This window comes from Nonomuraea roseoviolacea subsp. carminata (genome assembly GCF_024172185.1).
Classification (GTDB): domain Bacteria; phylum Actinomycetota; class Actinomycetes; order Streptosporangiales; family Streptosporangiaceae; genus Nonomuraea; species Nonomuraea roseoviolacea.
Map to the genome: position 1 here is coordinate 2,198,095 of NZ_JAMZEC010000001.1, position 17,916 is coordinate 2,216,010.

Sequence of the window (17,916 nt, forward strand, 5' to 3'; positions counted from 1 at the left end):
CTGGACCGTCATGGTGGTCAAGTATTGGCGGGAGGACCCCTGTACGGTTGTGCGCGTCGTCGGTGACCTCGACGTGGCCGGAGCCCCGCGCCTGCGGGCGGAGCTCGACCACGTCCTCGCCAGGAGCGACTCGGCCAACGTGGTCATCGACCTGACAGAGGTCCCGTTCTGCGACTCGGTGGGGCTGGGAGTGCTGGTGAGCGCGTTCAACCACGTGCACCACTCACGCGGCCGGATGATCCTCGTCCTCAAGGACGGCATGATCAGGCATCTGTTCACGATCACGAACCTGGACCGTCACTTCGAGACGGTCTCGTCCGTCGAGGAGGCCTGCTCGGCTTTGTCGGCCGCGGCGGCCTGACCGGCGGCCCCCCTTTTCAGACCCGGATGAGTCCCCCATGCCCCACAGGTCCCCTGTGCTGGATACTCGGAGGCCGGACGGCCGGAGACGCACACGGCCGTGCCGCCTGGACGACGTGACACGGGAGGCCGCTGTGAGGCTCGGAGTGATGTTCGACCGCGACCTGGCGCCGGAGCTGCTGGTGCCGTTCGCCCGCGAGCTGGACGGCCTGGGCGTGGCCGACCTCTGGGTCGTCGAGGACCTGGGATGGACGGGCGCCGTGTCCTCCGCCGCGACCGCGCTGGCCGTGACCGAGCGCGTCCGGGTCGGCATCGGCATCACCCCCGCCCCGCTGCGCAACCCGGCGCTGCTGGCCATGGAGCTGGCCAACCTGGCCCGCCTGCACCCCGGCCGGCTCGCCGCCGGCATCGGGCACGGGGTCCAGGACTGGATGCGCCAGGTCGGCGCCGCCGTACCGTCGCCGATGGCGCTGCTGGAGGAGACGATCACCTCCGTGCGGGCGCTGCTGCGCGGCGAGACCGTCACCCTGCGCGGCCGGGCCGTTCACCTGGACGGGATCTCGCTCGTGCACCCGCCCGCCGAGCCGCCGCCCGTGCTGGCCGGCGTGGTGAAGCCGCGCTCGCTCGCGCTGTCGGGCCGCGTGGCGGAAGGCACGATCATCCCCGAGGGCCTGGAGCCGGCCCGCGTCCCCGGCATCCTTGAGCGGATCGGCGCCTCGGGCGGCCACGAGCTGGTGGCGTTCACGTTCCTGTGCGTCGGCGACGACATGCCCGAGGTGATGCGGCGCACGGTGGAGGGCCAGGCCGCGTTCCTGGGGGTGGCGCCCGAGGACGTCTTCATGGCGGCGGGGTCCGCGAAGGAGGCCGCCGCCCGGGTGCGGGAGCTGTGGGAGGCGGGGGTGACGACGGTCGCGGTGCGGCCGATGGGCGACGACCCCCTGTCCCACGTGCGCGAACTCGTCGCCGCTCTCTGAGCCCTCCGGGGGTGTCGCGGCGGAAATGCGGCCGAACGGTGGATCCCCCCTCGGCCGGATGGCCGATGGCGCGGCCGAGCCGCCGGACGATGATCACCCCATGAGACGGATTCTGGGGGCGATGGCGGCGGTGTCGGCGGTGGCCGTGCTCGCGACGGTCACGAGCGGCTGCGGGGTCGAGCTGGACGCCAAGGAGGTGCACGAAAGCCGCGCGTTCGGGCACGCGGGCGGGCAGCTCACGGTCAGGAGCTCGATGGGCGGGCTGCGGATCCTGCCGGGCGAGCCGGGCGCGGTGCGGGTGGACCGCTGGGTGCGCGGCAAGGCGGCGGGCGAGGGCAACGCGTCCTGGTCGCTGAAGGACGGGGTGCTGCGGCTCGGCGCCGACTGCACGAACGTGTTCGGCGACTGCGGCGCCCGCTACCACGTCCGGGTGCCGCCCGGCGTGCGGCTCGTCGTGGAGGGTTCGGAGGAGGGCGTGATCCTCCAGGGTCTCCCCCAGGACGCCGACGTGTCGTCGCAGGGTCCGATCAAGGCGTACGACACGTCCGGCAGGCTGCGGCTGAACGGCGGCGACGGCCTGGTCGCGGGCGAGCGGCTGAAGTCGGCGAGCGTGCGGGTGCGGACCGGCGCGGGGGCCGTCCGTCTGTCGTTCGCCATGCCGCCGTCGCAGGTGGATGTGGTGTCGAGCGACGGGTACGTCAGGACGACGGTGCCCAAGGGGGCGTACCGGGTGACGGCGGAGAGCCGGCACGGCGACGAGCGCTCGGAGGTCAAGGACGTCCCGAGCGACCGGACGATCGTGGCCAAGAGCGCGTCGGGGAACGTGGACGTCCTCGCCCGGTGACGCCGGCCGTCCGGCGGCCGGACCGGGACCGGCCCGTCGGGCCGGTCCCGTCGGCGGGGGTGGCTAGCGGGCGGCCTCGAAGATGGCGGCGTAGTGGCCGTTCTCGCCGTCCACCTGCACCGGCCGCAGTCCCCTGGCCCGGAGCTGGTCGAAGCGCTTCTGGTAGCCCGAGCCGCTCATCTCGACGTAGTGGGCCCACGACTTGAGGCCGTCCTTGCGCCACACGGCCGTGTAGGTGCCGTCGGGCGCGACCGCGATTTCGGTCGGCCGATACCCGCGCTTCGTCCGGGACTTGAACTCGGCCTCGTGCTGGGCGAGCGTCTTGCCGGTGGTGTAGTCCCAGTCGCCGCGCGTGCCCTGCGTCCAGACGGCCACGTACCGGGTGTCGCCGGCCGTGCCGTACGCGTCGACCGAGGTGAGCGCGTACCCGCGGCTCTTGGCCGAGGAGTTGGCCGCGGCGAACTGGCCGCCGGTCAGCCCGTGCTTGGCGAAGAACCTCGCGCCCGTCCTCGCGAACGCGGCCACGAAGCGCGCGCCGTCACCGGCCCCGGTGGCCGACACGGAGACCGGCTGCATCCCGCTCTTCAACGCCTGGTCGAACCGCTGCTGGTAACCCTTGGCCGACATGCCCTGGTACAGCGCCCAGGACCGCACGCCGTCCTTCACCCACACGGCCGCGTACCGGCCGCCGCCGGACACGTCCACGGCCACCGGCCGATACCCCTGGGCGCGCAGCCTCTCGAAGCGCGCCTCCTGCTCGGCCGCGCTCACACCGTGGTAGGCCATGAAGGCCGTCCCCTGGGCGTTCGCGGCGGGCGCCGTCACGGCCAGGGCGACGGCTGCCCCGACGGCCATGGAGGTGGCGACTGCGATCTTCCTGACGGTCATCATGACTCTCCCATGCCGAAAGCTTTACTGGTTTGGGGGATACGGACGACCATAACAGGCTTCACAGCACACCCACCAAGCCCACCAGCACGGCGGCGCTACACCGTGCGGAAGGCGTCGGCGTGAGCGTTCGCCCATTGCTCGAAGGTGCGGGCCGGGCGCCCGGTCACCTTCTGCACCGTGGGATGGACGTACGACTCGTCGAGCGTGCCGTCGGAGAAGAAGCGGAAGAACGCGTCGACGTACGGCACGGGCATGGCCGCCTCCATCTCGGCCCGGGCCTCGGCGTTCGTCAGGCCCTCGCAGCGCAGATCACGGCCCAGCACCTCGGCGAGGACGGCGACCTGGTCGGCGGCCAGCAGCGCCCGCGGGCCGGTCAGCTCGTGGACCAGGCCGTCGTGCCCGTCGTCCAGGAGCGCCCGGGCCGCGACAGCGGCGATGTCGTAGGGGTCGATGGCGGCGGTGCGCACGTCGGCGAACGGCACGCGCACCACGTCCCCGGCTCGCACCTGGGGCAGCCAGCGCAAGGCGTTGGACATGAACGACCTCGGCCTCAGGATGGTCCAGGGCAGGCCGGATGCCCGCAGGGCCCGTTCGGAGAGGGTCATGTAGCGGGAGACGACGTTGGTCATGTCCTCCAGTGCGGCCGAGCCGCCCGTCAGGAGCACGACCCGCCGCACTCCGACCTCGCGGGCGCGGGCCAGCAGCCCCGGCATGTCGTCGTAGCCGGGCAGGAGGAACAGGCCGCGGACGACGTCGAGGGCCCGGGTCAGGCTCTCGGGCCGGTTCAGGTCGCCGCCGACCGGTTCGGCCCCGGCCGGAAGGGCGGCCTCCGCCGGGTTCCGCACCAGTGCCCGCACCTGTTCCCCCGCCCGGAGCAGGGCCTCGACCAGTTCCGAGCCGACGTTCCCGGTCGCGCCGGTCACCAAGATCATCAGAATTACCCTTCGTTCACGGGCGAGGTGCGCGCGGCCCGGAGGAGCCCGGCCGCCAGGACACCGCCGCGCAGCGTGGCCGCAGAACGCGGCGGCGCGTCGGGGTGTTGACGCACGGAGATGGTGGCAGCAGACCGCGAAAGCCCGACAGTGTCCCAGTAATCGGGCGGACGTGCATTTCGCACGGACGATCGGTCGGCGCGGAACTGCCGCTAGATCCAGCCGGACTCGGTGGCGATCCGGATGGCGTCGACCCGGTTGCGGGCCCCCAGCTTGGTCACCGCCGAGGTGAGGTAGTTGCGCACCGTGCCGTAGGTCAGGAAGAGCCGCTCGGCGATCTCTGCGGGCTGCGCGCCCGTCGCCGACATGCGCAGCACCTCGGTCTCGCGCTGGCTGAGCGGGCTCTCCGGCGCCTCCAGCGCGACCAGCGCCAGCGCGGGGTCCACCGCCCGTTCCCCCGCCGCGACCGTCCTGATGGCCGCGGCGAGCTCGGCAGGCCGGATGTCCTTCGGGACGAAGCCCGCGATCCGGGCGCCCAGCGCCCGGCGCAGGACACCGGGCTTGGTCAGCGCCGTCAGGATCAGGACCGCGCATTCGGGCAGCGCCCTTCGCAGCTCGGCCGCCGCCGCCACGCCGTCCATCCCCGGCAGATCGATGTCGATCACGGCCACGTCAGGCCGGCACTCCAGCGCCGCGGGCACGATCTCCAGACCGGAGGCGACGCCCGCCACCACCTCGATGTCGTCGTTCAGCGACAGCAGCTCGACCAGCGCTTCGCGCAGGATGTGCATGTCCTCCGCGACGAGCACGCGAATCACGGCTCCTCACCCTCCCGGCCCTCGAACCGACAACCTGTAGGCGGCAACCCGGACTCAGCCAAGGGAGAGCCGGCTGCCTGCGACGGGGCCGAAGCCTCGTGGGCCGACACCGGGTCCGGCCGGTGCCGCGAACTCGGCGAGCACCTCGAACCTGCCACCGGCGCGGTGTCCTGCCGTCACCCGCCCGCCGGTCCGCTCGGCGATGCTGTCGAGCCCGCTGCCGCGCCGTTCCGGCGGCTCCGCTTCCTCCCGTACGGCGGCGCCGTCGTTGACGAGCCGTAACCGTACGCCGTCCGCCGTGCCCGACACGATGATCTCGCAGGTGCGGGCCTGGCTGTGGCGCAGGACGTTGGTGACGCCCTCTCGCAGCACGGTGGCCAGCGCGGTGTCGACCGCCGCGGGAAGCGCGCCCGTCTCGACGCGCACCGCCGCCGTGATCCCGGCGCTCGCCAGCACCTCGCGGGCGGCGTCGATCTCACTGCCCAGGCGCAGCTTCACCCGGTCGCCGGTGATGGAGTCGAGCTCCACCAGGGCCCGTTCGACCAGCGACCCGAGCGCGGCGATCTCGGCCTCGGCCCGTGCGGGGTCGCTGTCGAGCAGGCGTTCGGCGACCTCGCCCTTGAGGGCGACCGCCGACAGGCTGTAGCCCAGGATGTCGTGCAGGTCGCCGGCGATCCGCAGCCGTTCGCGGCGCACCGCCGCCTCGGCGAGCTCGTGCCGGCTCCGCTCCAGCACGGTGAGCAGTCCGCTCAGCCGCCCGAGGCAGTACACCAGCCACATGATCATGATGTGGCCGCCGAAGTTGGCCAGCGCGGCGGGGACGTCGTCGATGAACAGGAACGTGCGGTCGACGCGGTGCAGGAACCAGGCGAGGTGCCCGCCCAGGACGACCCCGACGATCGCCCACGAGCGCGGCGGCCGTACGTTGAGCAGCAGTTTGCCGGTGAAGATGCTCAGCAGGCGGTCCCAGGCGTCCGGGAGGACCGGCAGGGGCAGCAGGATCAGCAGGCTCTGCGCGACCAGCACCGCCCGCGACTGCGGGAGCATCTGAAGGATCACGATGACGACCAGCAGGACGGCGGCGAAAGCGAAGGCGGGCCAGTCGCCGGGGCGGACGTAGGCCAGGGTCCTCATGACGAGCAGGCATTGGATGACCAGGACCGCGAGCAGCACACGTCGCGCCAGCCGCGGCGACTCGATCGGCGGCGAGACCTCCTCGGGAGCGTCGGCGCGGTAGGCGCCGGCCGTGGCACGCACCTCCGCCAGGGTGCGCCGCGCGAGTTCGATCCCTTCCCGGAGGGAGTGCCGCGCCTCACCCGGCTCCTGCCGGGCCGCTGCCCGCATCCGGAACATGATGGCCTGGAGCTTCCCGCCGACCAGGTGCCGCAGCTCTCCGTCCAGCCGCAGCCGTTCCCTCGACAGGGCCATTCGGGCCAGTTCCTCGCGGGTCCGGTGAAGTCTCGTGACGGCCATGACGAGCCTGGACAGGCCGAACACGATGAGACCGTCGTCCGCCGTGACGATCATGTACCCGAGTGCGGCCTGGATCTCCTGCCCGGGAGCGGCGTCGTAGCCGAGGAGGAGGACCGACCCGCCGGCCGCGGCCACGCTGAGGACGAACAGCGGCCAGGCGATCCGGGCGGGGAGCACGCACAGCGCGGCGGCGGCCACGGTCCATGGCATCCAGTCCCAGGACTCCCCGACGAACGGGAACGGCAGGAGGTAGAGCAGCACCACGGTGGCGAAGAGCCCGTATCGGACGGCCGGCCTCCAGCACCACAGCGACAGCGCGATGAGCGGCGGGTAGGACGCCATCGGGAGGAGCACCCCGAGCGGATCGGCGCCGCCGTCCAGCGCGCCGAACGCACGGATGTAGGCGAGGATGCCGAACGAGGCCCACAACATGGCCCTGGCCAGCCGGAGCGGAAGATCGTCCGCCGATCGCACCACTCGCCGGGACCCTCCCGTGAAGCGTGCAGAATGCACCTCTTGCCGATGACGGGGACACTATCAGGCACGCTTCCCGCAATGTCACGCTCTCGTACGCCGGCGGCTGGATCGCCGGGTGAGTGCCCGGCGCATCCGCGGCACGAGATCGTTCATGTCGGAAGACCCTGCGACGGAGAGCACGGGCGGCGCGGCCACACCACCTCGCCCACCGGCCTCCCGCAGCCCATGGAGACCACCATGCTGAACAGACTGTCCCTGTCCGTCGTCTCGGTCGTGGCCGTGCTCGCCCTGACCGGCGCCCCGGCCGCCGCCACGGCGCCGGTGCCCGCCACGACGCCGGTCGACGCGTCGGCCGTCCGGAGCCACGGCGCGCCCGCCGACCCGCTCGCGCCCGGCCCTTACCACCGGCGGCTCGACCCGCTGGCCGGGACCTGGAAGGCCACCAAGTACAACTACATCCTGGGCCGCGACGGCAAGCCGGTCGTCTCCCGCGACATCACGGTCAGGACCCGGTGGATCGCCAGGACGGGCGGCCGGTTCCTGGAAGAGAAGACCGAAGGAGTCCTCGGCGGTCATCCCTACTACCGGCTGGGCATCCTCGGTTTCTCCACCATCGACCGGCGCTACGAGTGGACGACCTTCGACAGCGTCACCCCCACCGCGATGACCTACCGCGGTCCCGCCCTCAGCGAGATCGGCAACCGGCTGTCACTGCCGGGGGAGTTCACCGATCCCGGGGTGCTCGGCCCCGAGTACGTCGGGAAGACGATACCGATGCGCACCGTGATCACCATCAGGTCCGACGACCGGCACACCTTCGAGCTGTACTTCACCCCGCCGGGCCGGTCCGAGCGGCTGGTCGACCGCGTCGTCTACACGCGCAGGGCCAAGTAGCCGCGGGCGAGGAGTCCCCCCGGCCTCGACAGGTGGGCTCAACCCCGGCGAAGCCCCTGATGCCGTGATCAGCCGGCCGGAGCCACCGGACCGCGGCGGCGGTGGGTCAGGACGGCCGCGGCGGTGAAGGCCAGGGCCGCGCAGCCGAGCTGTGCCAGGGCGGTGGACGCGGGCACGAAGGGCAGGTCGCCCAGGTCGCCGAGGGCCGCCGCGGGCAGGAACAGGATCAACGCGGCCCGCCGCCCGACGGCCGAACGGCAGGCGAACCCGGCCGCCGGCGCCACCACGACCAGCCATGGCACAGCCTTCCACGCCGCGACGTCCTGGTGGAGAGGCACGTCCACCCACCGCACGATGCCCTTGGCGGCCGTCAGCCCGGCCACCGCGAGCGGCCCCCACACCAGGAACGCGCGCCAGGGGACGAGCCTGATCGCGCGGTACGCGGCGGGGAGGAACGCGATCACCGGCGCCGCGGTCTCCGCCAGCAGGACGGGCCCGTGGTTCGGCGCCATCAGCGTGTCCAGGTCCAGCAGGTACGGGTGCCGGGTCGCGTACAGGACGAACGCGACCACGCCGAGCAGCGCGATCCACCGGCGGCCGAGCGACACGGCCAGCACGGGCAGAGCCGCGGCCGCGGACACCGGCCCGAAGGCCCGCCGGCCGTGCACGCGCAGCGCGCCCCACAGCAGGTCGGCGACGTCCGCCGGGGGCGGCCAGGTCTGTCCGGGGCGGGCGCCGGCCAGCAGCACGCCGATCATCTCGTCCTCGTGCCGCGCCCGGTGGTCGCGCGGGTAGCAGGCCAGTAGCCGCCGGTAGCGGGCTTCGAGCGGGTTCACGCCACGCCTCCCGGACCGGCGGGGCGCAGGCGCGCGGTGGCCGCTCGCGCGTGCCTGCGCATCCGCTCGGCCTCGGCCGCCAGCCTGGTCGCGCCGTCGCCGGTCAGCCGGTAGTAGCGCCGCACCCTGCCGTCCACGATCTCCTCCCGGTCCGCCGCGACGAGACCTTCCGCCTGGAGGCGGTCGAGGGCCGCGTACAGGGTGCCGGCGCGCAGGCGGACCTGCCCGTCGGAGATGCGCTCCGCGTCGGTGATGACGCCGTACCCGTGCTGTGGGCCCGCGGCGAGCGCGGTCAGGATCAGGAACGTCGGCTCCTGCATCTGTCTCATGTGATCAATATATATCGATCATCTGCTTATGGGGTGAGGCGGTGAGAGAGCGCGCTGGATTGGGGACGTCCAACGTCTTTCGGACATCCAACGTTGGACGTAGGATGTCCGCTCATATTCTCCTCCCGTCAGGAAGGCGAGAACATGCACGATGGCCACCCCCCGGAGAGCCGCGCCCGGCGCTCCCGCCGCCGCCGTGCGGGCGCCGTGATGGTGCTCGCCGGCTTACTCGTCAGCACACTCACCGCACCGGCGGCCTCCGCGACGCCGGCCGACACCACACCATTCGTCGAGGAGCAGGTCCTCTACCGGCAGGGCGACTTCGGATACGCCTGCTTCCGGATCCCCGCCGTGGTGCGGGCCACCGACGGCACGCTCCTGGCGTTCGCCGAGGGGCGGGTGAAGGACTGCGGCGACGACGAGGACATCGACCTCGTACTGCGCCGTTCCGCCGACGGCGGGCGAAGCTGGGGCCCGCTTCAGGTCGTCTCGGAGGGCAACGGCACGACCCACGGCAACCCGGTTCCGATCGTCGACGAGCGCACCGGTCGCGTCGTGCTGGTGAGCACCCACAACGGCGCGGAGCCGTGCCCGAACGGCTGCGACCGCGACCCCTGGGTGCAGTACAGCGACGACCACGGAGCGACCTGGTCGGCCGCCAGGGAGATGACCGAGGGCAAGCGTCCGGAGTGGAACTTCTGGTACGCCACCGGCCCGATGCACGGCATCCAGCTCAAGCGCGGCCCGCACGCCGGCCGGCTGGTCGTCGGGGCGAACTTCGAGAGCTGGGACCGGGTCGGCAAGCACGTCTACGGCACGCACCTGCTCTACAGCGACGACAGCGGCGCGACGTGGAACATCGGCGCCGAGACCTCCCGCGACGACGGCACGCTCATCGCCCAGGAGGTCACCGTCATCGAGCTCACCGACGGGCGGATCTACGCCTCCGCCCGTGAACGCGGCACCGACGAGGGCAACCGGGCGTACGCGACCAGCAGCGACGGCGGCGAGACGTGGGACGCCCCGTTCCGCACCATGCCGGCGCTGGCGACGACCGACGTCCAGGCGTCACTGCTGCGCTTCAGCGACGAGCGCCTCCTGTTCTCCTCGCCGATGCACCCGGGCGCCCGGGAGGCGATGGGCATCCGGTCGTCCCACGACGAGGGGCGCCACTTCGACACCTGGGACGAGGGCAAGGTCTTCCACTGGGGGCCGTCGGCGTACTCGGACATGGTGCGGCTGGACGGTGACGAGGCGGCCCTGATGTACGAGGCCGGCGACATCACCCCGTACGAGCAGATCCGGTTCGCGCGGTTCAACGAGGCGTACCTGGAGACGCCGAACGGCACCCCGCCCGGCATCCCCGGGCCCCCGGCGCCCGGCCCGACCACGCCGGACGAGTCGCCGTACCGCAACAAGGCGTACGTCCGCGGCGGCGCGCAGACCACCGACGGGCGGTTCGGCGACGGGCTGGCCCTGGACCGGGTGGACGACCGGGTGGAGGTGCCGTTCGACGACTCCATCGACCTCGGCGCGAAGGACTTCACGCTGACCTCCTGGATCAGGTACTCGGACAAGACCGGGGCGCACGCGATCCTGTGGTTCCACCGGGTCAACCGGGGCACCAACCCGCCGGCGCTGTGGCTGCGGGCCGAACCGGCCAGCAACCGCATCCGGGCGGTCCTCTCCGTCGACCGGTTCAACGTGACCGTGCAGTCGCCGAGCGCGTACAACGACGGTCAGTGGCACTTCGTGGTGCTCCAGCGGGTACGCGGCGAGCTCCGGCTCCTGGTGGACGGCACGCAGGTCTCGTCGGCGGCGGCGCCGCCCGGTTCGCTGACCCTGGGCAAGGAGTTCGGGCTCGGAGGGATCCACATCGGGCAGCGGATGGACGGCGTGGACCGCTTCCACGGGACGTTGGACGAGGTCCGCGTCTACCGGCGCCCCCTCACCGGCGTCGAGCTGGACCTGATCCAGCGGCGGAACCTCCCGATCGGCGGCCGGCTCGGGCTGCGGCTGCCGTTCGACCAGGTCGGCTGAGGACGAACCCACCTCTTGGCATGGCGCCCGCCGGATCCCGGCGGGCGCCATCACCGCGTGCCGGCAGCAGGACGACCGGGCCGCGTCGATCCGATGGCCCCTCCATGTCGCCGACGTGAACTTTCCCGCTTCGCCTGGCCTTACGGGACCGAGAGGTGGGATGTTCTGTCACAAGGACTTCGACGATCCTGGAGGCAGCATGCGTACGCGTGACGGCGCGTCGCTTCAAGAGCGCATCGTCGCCCTGATCCACGAGCGCGGGCTGACCCCCGGGGCGCCGATGCCGACCGAAGTCCAGTTGATGGACCTGCTCGGAGCCAGCCGGAACACCGTCCGCGAGGCCGTACGGGCCCTGCAGGCGTTGGGCATCGTCGAGATCCGGCACGGTCATGGGACGTTCGTCGGACACGCCTCGCTCGACGTCCTGACCCCGTCGCTCGCCTTCCAGGTGCGCTCGGGGCCGGGCGGCGGGATCCGCGCCCTGCACGACCTGGTCGAGGTACGTGAACTGCTGGAGACCGAGCTGATCGGCCAGGTGGCCCAGAGCACCAGCGCCGCCCGGCTCGCCGCGCTGGACGCCCTGGTCAACGGCATGGACCGGGACCGGGAAGCCGACCGGGCGTTCCACGCGCTGCTGTACGAGTCGCGCGGCAACGAGCTGGTGCTACAGCTCATCGGCCTGTTCTGGGACGTCTACCACGAGGTCGAGCCGACGCTGGGCCCGCCGGAGGAGCGGGCCGCGGAGATCGTCGTCAACCACCGCCGGATCGTGGCGGCGCTCCGCGCCCGGGACGCCGAGGCCGCGCGGGAGGCGATGCGGCTGCACTTCCGCGACGTCAAGGCGCGCATCGCGCGAGCGGAGGCCCGGCCGGTACCCGCCCCGACCTGACCCGGCCGCCCTCTCCTCGGGTGTTACGGGTGTCCGTAGAGGCGATCCAGACCGACGAGGAGGACCTTCGGGTCGGTCCCGGCCGCGTCGGTGAGGTCCGACGCGAAACCGGACCCGCCATAGCAGGCCAGAACGGTGTCGCGCGTGTCGTACCCCTTGCCTTCGAGCAGTTCCCGCGCCCGCTCAAGCCGCGCGAGGTGCGCACGTCCCATCACCTCGCCCCACTTGGCCTCACCCAGCGACAGGACGCGACGCGGCCGGCCCGGTTCCTGCGCGGCGAGAACGGCCACGTCGATCTCGATCTGGGACCGGCGCGCCGGATCTGGCACCGTCCCCGCCCCGACCTCGGCCGGGAAGTCGCCGTAGAGGTTCTGGTCCGCGTCGACGGCGAAGTCACGACACAGCATCTCGAAGTGCGGACCCACGACCTGCGCCAGAAAGCTCTGCCGGACCGAGCCCCACACGCGCTTCGCCCGATGAATCTCCAGCTCGGACCACCGCCGTCGCATGATGGCCTCGTAGAAGGTGATCAACGGCTCCACGATGCGATAGCGGGCGCGTCCGGAACGGAACAAGTCGGGCTCGCGTGCGACCAGCGCGCAGTCTTCCAGGACATGGAGCGGATGGGTGATCTGATCGGACCTCCGTCCGACGTAGTTGGCGATGCCGCCGTTGGTGGAGTTGCCGCTCGCGATGGCGGCGAGGACGGAGTGATAGAGGGCGGGGTCCCGGATCTCGGACTCCTCGGCCAGCAGGTAGCGCGCCTCGCGGAACAGCGGCGTCTGCGGGTTGAGCACGGTGCGGATCACCCAGGCGTCGAAGTCGTCCAGGTCCGCGGGCACATCACCTTGAGTGAACTCGTACCGGTACGCCGGAGTCCCGCCCAGAACGGCATGGACCAGCACGGCGAGCCTCGGATCCGTGATGCCCCAGAAGTCGGCCGCTTCCCGATAACGGAAAGGATGGATGACGAGCTCAAGCCCCGCGCGGCCACGCAGCGGGGCCTGGCCCGCCAGCAGTCCACCCATCACGGACATGGCCGACCCGCACAGGACGAGCCGTGCCCGACTCTCGCGCCCGCTGCCGCCGGGGCCGAGCTCACGCTGGATGATCGACGGCAGCGCCGGCGAGCTCCTGGTCAGGAACGGGAACTCGTCCACGACCACCGGCACCTGCCGGTCACGAAAGGCTCGGAAGAGGAGGGTAACCGCGTCGTTCCAGTCCCGCGGCGGAATGTCGACGACCTCGCGTGTGTGGCGCGTCAGAGCCTCGGTGAACAGCCGCAACGACTCGGCCTCGGTGGCCTCGGTGGCGGCGAAGTACATGCCGCCCGTGGCTTCAGTCAAGGCTTGGAGGAGGAAGCTCTTCCCTTGGCGGCGACGCCCGGAGACCACGCCGAGAGCCGCGCCGTTCTGAGCTGTGACCGCTCCCCTTCCGGCCACGAACCGGGACAGCCCTTCCCATTCGCGGGCACGGCCGAAGACCCGCTCTGGCCTGGTGATCACTACGCCCCCCTTACGCAAACTCGCAGAAGTACACTTCTCAGAAGTGTACTTCTGCATCAGGGTGTAGTATGGCTTTGAGAGGGCGGGTGCGATTCGGGCTGATGCTGCCGCCACTGGGACCGGGCGCCGCCGGCATGGCTTCGCGCCCGGCCGGCCCGGCTGTCAGTACACCGAATACGCCTTCCACACCTGAGCCTTGGTGTTGTTGCAGGTCCACAACTGAATCCTGGTCTCGTCCGCGAACTTGCCGCCCTTGATGTCGACACACAGCGTGCCGCCGTCGGGCCCGACGGGGACCAGTTCATAGTTGTTGGTGCCGTAATTGAAGTCGAATCTCCAGAGGTTGGAGTACGGCATGTTCGCCCCAGAGCACTCGTAGGCGTTCAGGAGCTGTCCCTTGCTGGTGCTGAGGCGCGTAAGGCACAGATCTGGATTGGTGGCCAGCGAGAAGACCAGGCCGTCTCCGTAGTCGGTTTCGACGGTCTTGCTCATGATCCACCGTTGGGAGGCGTTGTTGGCCCGTGCCTGGCCGAGAGCCAGAACCGTGTTGTTCGTCGTTCTGCCGTTCGCCGTTCCCAGACGCCAATGTCCGCTGGTGGCACCGTCGGCTTCGATGTAGACCTCATCGACGAATTTCGACGCCTTGGCGGTTTGAGCGGCCGACCACGTGATCGCCTGCCGATTGACGGCCGTGGCCGCCGACGCGGGGGACAGAGTGAGGCCGCCGCCGACAGCTGCCGCGGCGATGAGAGCAACGATCTTGCGCATGCGCATGCCCGAATTCCTCTCGCAGATGACGGCTTGCCTCATCGAGACTGCGGGACTCACCATCACGCGGCAAGATCTTTGCACCCTGATGCAATCACGCAGCTCACGGCCATTGACTGGGTGCCGCACCGGCGACGATCGCCGCCTCAGCTCTTGTACGGCTGCACAGCGGTGCTGCGACGCACTCAACTGGAACCCAGGCTGACTCATGTGGTGCGACGGGGTCGGGGCCGCGCCCCGCCACCGCTCACGGCTTCAGCTTGAGCCTCTTCCCCGACGTACCCGGGAACACCACGACCAGGTGCTGCTCCTCCCCTTCCTCGTCGACCCGCACGTAGACACGGAGCCGGTAGCGGCCCTTGCCCGCGATCGCCAGGTTCGGCATCGGGGCGCCCGCGCCCACCTCTCCCTCGCCCTTCTCCGGCACGGTGAGCCGGCCGCTGCGGCTGACGATCGGCACCTCGTTGACCTGGTCCCACCCGGCCAACCGCTGTGGCGGCGCGGTGCCGAACGCCTTCACCGTGAGGCACAGATGGATGACGTCCTCGACGTGCCCGATGAGCACCGCGCTGCCGGCCACCCCGATGAGGGTGCTGTCGTCGTAGACCTTGCCCGTCGCCTGCTCCTCCGACTCGTCGGCGGCCTTGTCGTCGGGGTCGTGGACCAGGTAGCCGGGATCGCCGTCGGCGAACAGGAAGTAGTTGGCCGTGGCCTGGGCGGCACCTTTCGTCCGGGGCCACGGGTCGCGGCATCTCGCGTTCTTCTCGGCGATGTAGGCGGCGTTCGCCGCCTTCTCCTCAGCGGTCGAGCGCAGCAACTCGGGATACATCGCGCCGACGGTCTCCGGGCACACGTAGACGAGGTCCCACGGGTCCGCGCCCGCATCGGACCGCGCGCTCCCGGCCCGCCGCAGAATCGCCTCCTGCTCGTCGCGGTCCTCCGTACGGCACAGCTCCCGCCCGTACGCGATGATCTCCTGGTCCGCCATGCTGTCCGGGAACATGGGCGGGACTCCGCCCTCTCTGCTCCGCGCCCGGCACAGGAACGCGGTGTCGCGTTCCGCGGGTTTCAGGTCGCCGAAGCTGGGCCGGTCATAGCAGCTCATCGACCAGGCGGTGTAGGTGAGACGCGCGGCCCCCTCCGGGTGGATCTGCGCGACGATCGTCAAGACGGCCACGGCCGCCACCGCGACGCGGATCACGCGCCGCCGCGCGGGCGGAGGCTCCGCCGGGCGGTCCCCGGCGCTCGGCTCATGGACGGCCAGCTCACGGGCGGTCGCCGCGATCCACACGGTGCTGACGAGCCCCACCGCGTCCATCACGACCACCATCGCCGGACCGCCGCCGGAGAGGCTCATGATGAGCATGTTGAGCGGGAACCCCAGCGCGGACACGCCCGCCGACAACCACCCGGCGCCCTGCGTGCCGCGGCTCCACCGGCCGTCCCGCCGCTGCCCGACGACCGTGAGGACGGTCGCCACCACGCCGCTCAGCATCAGGCCCAGCATGAGGATGTCGCTCGGGCCGAGCTCGAGGAGGTCGAGTTCGTCGAGCAGCCCGCTCGCCATCCCGGCCAGCTCGACCGCGAACATCGCCCCGGCCGCCGCGCGCAGCACGCGGGACCGCCAGCGGATGACGAGCAGGTAGAGGACGTCGATCGCGGTCCACAGCGCGAGCGAGAAAGTCACGTCGATCGGGCCGGGGAGCAGCGCGATCGGATACCGCAGCACGAGGGTGTACGCCACCGCCAGATACAGCAACCGGCGCAGCGCCCTCGCCCGGCGGTCCAGCGGTCCAGGCGCGGGGGCACGCAGGATCAGCCACAGAAGAGCGGCCTTCACGGGAGCGGCCACGAGCAGCGCCGCAGTCGTCGGGGCGTCGAACCCGTCCTGCGCGTAGAACTCCGCATAGAACGGCGGCGTCCATTCGACGGCCACCCAGAGCCAGGTGTCGCCGAGCACCAGGCCCGCGAACCCCGCCGCAAGAACCAGACTTACTACTCCGATTCTTATAATCCGCCATAAACCATCCGGAAGCATGGGACGCGATCTTAGCGCGGAGCCGCCGCCTGGTGGTCGGGCGCGGCGAGCTCACCGAGCACCTCGGACGCTCCCATCAGAGGTCATTCTTCGCGTTTAGCCCCACATGTTGCCCGGCCTACCACGGCCTCCTGTCTCGGACGTTCTCGATGCGACAATGGCCCAATTCAGTTAAATTGCGCTCTTGAATGATTTCGGCACGCAGGTCGCCTCTTCGTCTTCTACCTTGCCCCCATGTCCAGGGACCGACGGCGGTCGTACGCGTTCACCCCCGTCCGAGAGAGCTGACATGCCATCACCGGATGCCTGTGTCCCGCCACGCGGAGGTCAACGAGCACACGGCCTCCCAGGCTGACGCCCACTTCGACCTGACAGAGCTTGCCGAGCCGGCCGAACGTCTTCGATCTTCTCGGTCTGTGGTCTGCGTTGTTACGGGGCGTCATGGTCAACGGTTGGCGGAGCGGGGTTCGGCTGGGGGTTCGGGGGGCCGTGCCCCCCGATGTGGCAGCCCGAGCCCATACGCGCGAAGCGCGTCTACGCGAGGACCGTGCTTGTGAGCCCGGGCCCTTGAGCCCCCAAGCCTTTCCCGGGGGGACTACTTCAGGAGCTGGCGGGCCATCACCATGCGCTGGATCTGGTTGGTACCCTCGTAGATCTGGGTGATCTTGGCGTCGCGCATCATGCGCTCCACCGGGAAGTCCTTGGTGTACCCGTACCCGCCCAGCAGCTGCACAGCGTCCGTGGTGATCTCCATGGCGGCGTCCGAGGCGGCGCACTTGGCGGCGCTCGACAGGAACGTGAGGTCCTTCTGCGGCTGCCCGTGCATGGCGAGCTCCGACTTGGCCGCCGCGTGATAGGTGAGCTGCCGGGCCGCCTCCAGCTTCATGGCCATGTCCGCGAGCATGAACTGCACGCCCTGGAAGTCCGCCACCGGCTTGCCGAACTGCTTGCGCTCCTTCACGTACCCGATCGCGAAGTCCAGGGCGCCCTGGGCGATGCCGAGGGCCTGGGCGGCGATGGTGACGCGGGTGTGGTCGAGCGTGGCGAGGGCGGTCTTGAAGCCCGTGCCCGGCTCGCCGATCATGCGGTCGGCGGGGATGCGGACGTCGTCCAGGATGACCTGGCGGGTCGGCGACGCCTTGATGCCGAGCTTGCGCTCCTTCGGGCCGAAGGAGACGCCCTCGTCCGACTTCTCCACGACGAACGCGGAGATGCCGCGCGCCCCGGCGGAGGGGTCGGTCACGGCCATGACCGTGTAGTACTCGGACACGCCCGCGTTGGTGATCCACATCTTGGCGCCGTTGAGTACGTAGTGGTCGCCGTCGAGGACGGCGCGGGTCTTCATGGACGCCGCGTCCGAGCCGGCCTCGGCCTCCGACAGCGCGTACGAGAACATCGCCTCGCCCCGGGCGACCGGCGCGAGGTAGTGGGCCTTGAGGTCCTCGGAGGCCGACAGGAGCAGCGGCACGGTGCCGAGCTTGTTGACGGCCGGGATGAGCGAGGACGACGCGCAGGCCCGCGCCACCTCCTCGATGACGATGACCGCGGCGAGCGCGTCCGCCCCAGCGCCGCCGTACTGCTCGGGGACGTGGACGGCGTGCAGGTCAGCCGCGACGAGCGCCTTGTAGACGTCCCAGGGGAACTCCCCGGTCTCGTCGGCCTCGGCGGCCTGCGGGGCGATCTTCTCGTCGGCGAGGGCCCGGACCGTCTCCCGGAGCATGTCGTGCTCTTCGGCGGGCGCGTAGAGAGGGAAGCTCATGCTCAGATACTAGGACGTCCGAGCAGTTTGTTACCAGCGGGTACGGTTTGTGAAATGGCACAGGTGGCACAGAACGAGATAACGCGGGC

At 71.0% G+C, this 17,916-nt stretch carries 16 protein-coding genes; 6 read left to right on the forward strand and 10 right to left on the reverse strand.

Annotated elements, in window-relative coordinates; all coding sequences use genetic code 11:
• The first annotated feature begins 10 nt into the window (after window positions 1-10).
• The 3 genes from HD595_RS09930 to HD595_RS09940 all read left to right on the forward strand — a co-directional run bounded on the left by HD595_RS09930 (window position 11) and on the right by HD595_RS09940 (window position 2,178).
• Window positions 11-361, forward strand: coding sequence for an STAS domain-containing protein (locus HD595_RS09930; RefSeq protein WP_301309483.1), 351 nt, complete (start codon window positions 11-13; stop codon window positions 359-361).
• Window positions 362-494: 133 nt separating this feature from the next.
• Window positions 495-1,334 (forward strand): LLM class flavin-dependent oxidoreductase, encoded by an 840-nt coding sequence (locus tag HD595_RS09935; RefSeq protein ID WP_253767816.1) that lies wholly within the window; start codon window positions 495-497, stop codon window positions 1,332-1,334.
• 100 nt (window positions 1,335-1,434) lie between these two features.
• Window positions 1,435-2,178, forward strand: coding sequence for a DUF4097 family beta strand repeat-containing protein (locus tag HD595_RS09940; protein ID WP_253767817.1), 744 nt, complete (start codon window positions 1,435-1,437; stop codon window positions 2,176-2,178).
• 63 nt (window positions 2,179-2,241) lie between these two features.
• Here HD595_RS09940 and HD595_RS09945 read toward each other — a convergent pair whose 3' ends face one another.
• The 4 genes from HD595_RS09945 to HD595_RS46685 form a co-directional block, all read right to left on the reverse strand.
• On the reverse strand, window positions 2,242-3,069 hold the full coding sequence (locus HD595_RS09945; protein WP_253767818.1) for a hypothetical protein: 828 nt from the start codon (window positions 3,067-3,069) through the stop codon (window positions 2,242-2,244).
• Window positions 3,070-3,164: 95 nt separating this feature from the next.
• Window positions 3,165-4,001, reverse strand: a complete 837-nt coding sequence (locus HD595_RS09950) for an NAD(P)H-binding protein (RefSeq protein ID WP_253767819.1) — start codon at window positions 3,999-4,001, stop codon at window positions 3,165-3,167.
• A gap of 212 nt (window positions 4,002-4,213) precedes the next feature.
• Window positions 4,214-4,819, reverse strand: a complete 606-nt coding sequence (locus HD595_RS09955) for a response regulator transcription factor (RefSeq protein ID WP_253767820.1) — start codon at window positions 4,817-4,819, stop codon at window positions 4,214-4,216.
• A gap of 54 nt (window positions 4,820-4,873) precedes the next feature.
• Window positions 4,874-6,769, reverse strand: coding sequence for a sensor histidine kinase (locus HD595_RS46685; RefSeq protein WP_253767821.1), 1,896 nt, complete (start codon window positions 6,767-6,769; stop codon window positions 4,874-4,876).
• A gap of 237 nt (window positions 6,770-7,006) precedes the next feature.
• Between HD595_RS46685 and HD595_RS09965 the strand changes: the two genes are divergently transcribed.
• Complete coding sequence (locus HD595_RS09965; protein WP_253767823.1) at window positions 7,007-7,663, forward strand: DUF1579 family protein; 657 nt, start codon at window positions 7,007-7,009, stop codon at window positions 7,661-7,663.
• A gap of 68 nt (window positions 7,664-7,731) precedes the next feature.
• Here HD595_RS09965 and HD595_RS09970 read toward each other — a convergent pair whose 3' ends face one another.
• Both HD595_RS09970 and HD595_RS09975 read right to left on the reverse strand, forming a co-directional pair.
• Window positions 7,732-8,499 carry a hypothetical protein gene (locus HD595_RS09970; protein ID WP_253767825.1) on the reverse strand — a complete coding sequence of 256 codons (768 nt, stop codon included), beginning with the start codon at window positions 8,497-8,499 and terminating at the stop codon, window positions 7,732-7,734.
• Window positions 8,496-8,828 (reverse strand): PadR family transcriptional regulator, encoded by a 333-nt coding sequence (locus HD595_RS09975; RefSeq protein ID WP_253767827.1) that lies wholly within the window; start codon window positions 8,826-8,828, stop codon window positions 8,496-8,498. Before HD595_RS09975 ends, HD595_RS09970 begins: the two co-directional genes overlap by 4 nt.
• A 144-nt stretch (window positions 8,829-8,972) precedes the next feature.
• Between HD595_RS09975 and HD595_RS09980 the strand changes: the two genes are divergently transcribed.
• Together HD595_RS09980 and HD595_RS09985 are read left to right on the forward strand one after the other, a co-directional pair.
• Window positions 8,973-10,868 (forward strand): sialidase family protein, encoded by a 1,896-nt coding sequence (locus HD595_RS09980; protein ID WP_253767829.1) that lies wholly within the window; start codon window positions 8,973-8,975, stop codon window positions 10,866-10,868.
• A gap of 199 nt (window positions 10,869-11,067) precedes the next feature.
• Window positions 11,068-11,757 (forward strand): FadR/GntR family transcriptional regulator, encoded by a 690-nt coding sequence (locus HD595_RS09985; protein ID WP_253767831.1) that lies wholly within the window; start codon window positions 11,068-11,070, stop codon window positions 11,755-11,757.
• A 23-nt stretch (window positions 11,758-11,780) separates the two neighbouring features.
• Here HD595_RS09985 and HD595_RS09990 read toward each other — a convergent pair whose 3' ends face one another.
• The 4 genes from HD595_RS09990 to HD595_RS10005 all read right to left on the reverse strand — a co-directional run bounded on the left by HD595_RS09990 (window position 11,781) and on the right by HD595_RS10005 (window position 17,827).
• On the reverse strand, window positions 11,781-13,262 hold the full coding sequence (locus tag HD595_RS09990; protein ID WP_253767833.1) for an AAA family ATPase: 1,482 nt from the start codon (window positions 13,260-13,262) through the stop codon (window positions 11,781-11,783).
• Window positions 13,263-13,424: 162 nt separating this feature from the next.
• Complete coding sequence (locus HD595_RS09995) at window positions 13,425-14,036, reverse strand: RICIN domain-containing protein (RefSeq protein WP_253767835.1); 612 nt, start codon at window positions 14,034-14,036, stop codon at window positions 13,425-13,427.
• A 241-nt stretch (window positions 14,037-14,277) separates the two neighbouring features.
• Window positions 14,278-15,990 carry a hypothetical protein gene (locus tag HD595_RS10000; RefSeq protein WP_253767837.1) on the reverse strand — a complete coding sequence of 571 codons (1,713 nt, stop codon included), beginning with the start codon at window positions 15,988-15,990 and terminating at the stop codon, window positions 14,278-14,280.
• Window positions 15,991-16,663: 673 nt separating this feature from the next.
• Entirely contained in the window at window positions 16,664-17,827 is a 1,164-nt protein-coding gene (locus HD595_RS10005) for an acyl-CoA dehydrogenase family protein (protein ID WP_253767839.1), read from the reverse strand.
• Window positions 17,828-17,916 lie beyond the last annotated feature (89 nt).

Bases quoted from the DNA above. Each gene is read 5' to 3' on its own strand.
- HD595_RS09940 (WP_253767817.1), top strand. From the start codon at position 1,435: ATGAGACGGATTCTGGGGGCGATGGCGGCGGTGTCGGCGGTGGCCGTG.
- HD595_RS09965 (WP_253767823.1), top strand. From the start codon at position 7,007: ATGCTGAACAGACTGTCCCTGTCCGTCGTCTCGGTCGTGGCCGTGCTC.
- HD595_RS09945 (WP_253767818.1), bottom strand. From the start codon at position 3,069: ATGATGACCGTCAGGAAGATCGCAGTCGCCACCTCCATGGCCGTCGGG.
- HD595_RS09980 (WP_253767829.1), top strand. From the start codon at position 8,973: ATGCACGATGGCCACCCCCCGGAGAGCCGCGCCCGGCGCTCCCGCCGC.
- HD595_RS09995 (WP_253767835.1), bottom strand. From the start codon at position 14,036: ATGCGCATGCGCAAGATCGTTGCTCTCATCGCCGCGGCAGCTGTCGGC.
- HD595_RS09985 (WP_253767831.1), top strand. From the start codon at position 11,068: ATGCGTACGCGTGACGGCGCGTCGCTTCAAGAGCGCATCGTCGCCCTG.
- HD595_RS09930 (WP_301309483.1), top strand. From the start codon at position 11: ATGGTGGTCAAGTATTGGCGGGAGGACCCCTGTACGGTTGTGCGCGTC.
- HD595_RS09975 (WP_253767827.1), bottom strand. From the start codon at position 8,828: ATGAGACAGATGCAGGAGCCGACGTTCCTGATCCTGACCGCGCTCGCC.
- HD595_RS10005 (WP_253767839.1), bottom strand. From the start codon at position 17,827: ATGAGCTTCCCTCTCTACGCGCCCGCCGAAGAGCACGACATGCTCCGG.
- HD595_RS09950 (WP_253767819.1), bottom strand. From the start codon at position 4,001: ATGATCTTGGTGACCGGCGCGACCGGGAACGTCGGCTCGGAACTGGTC.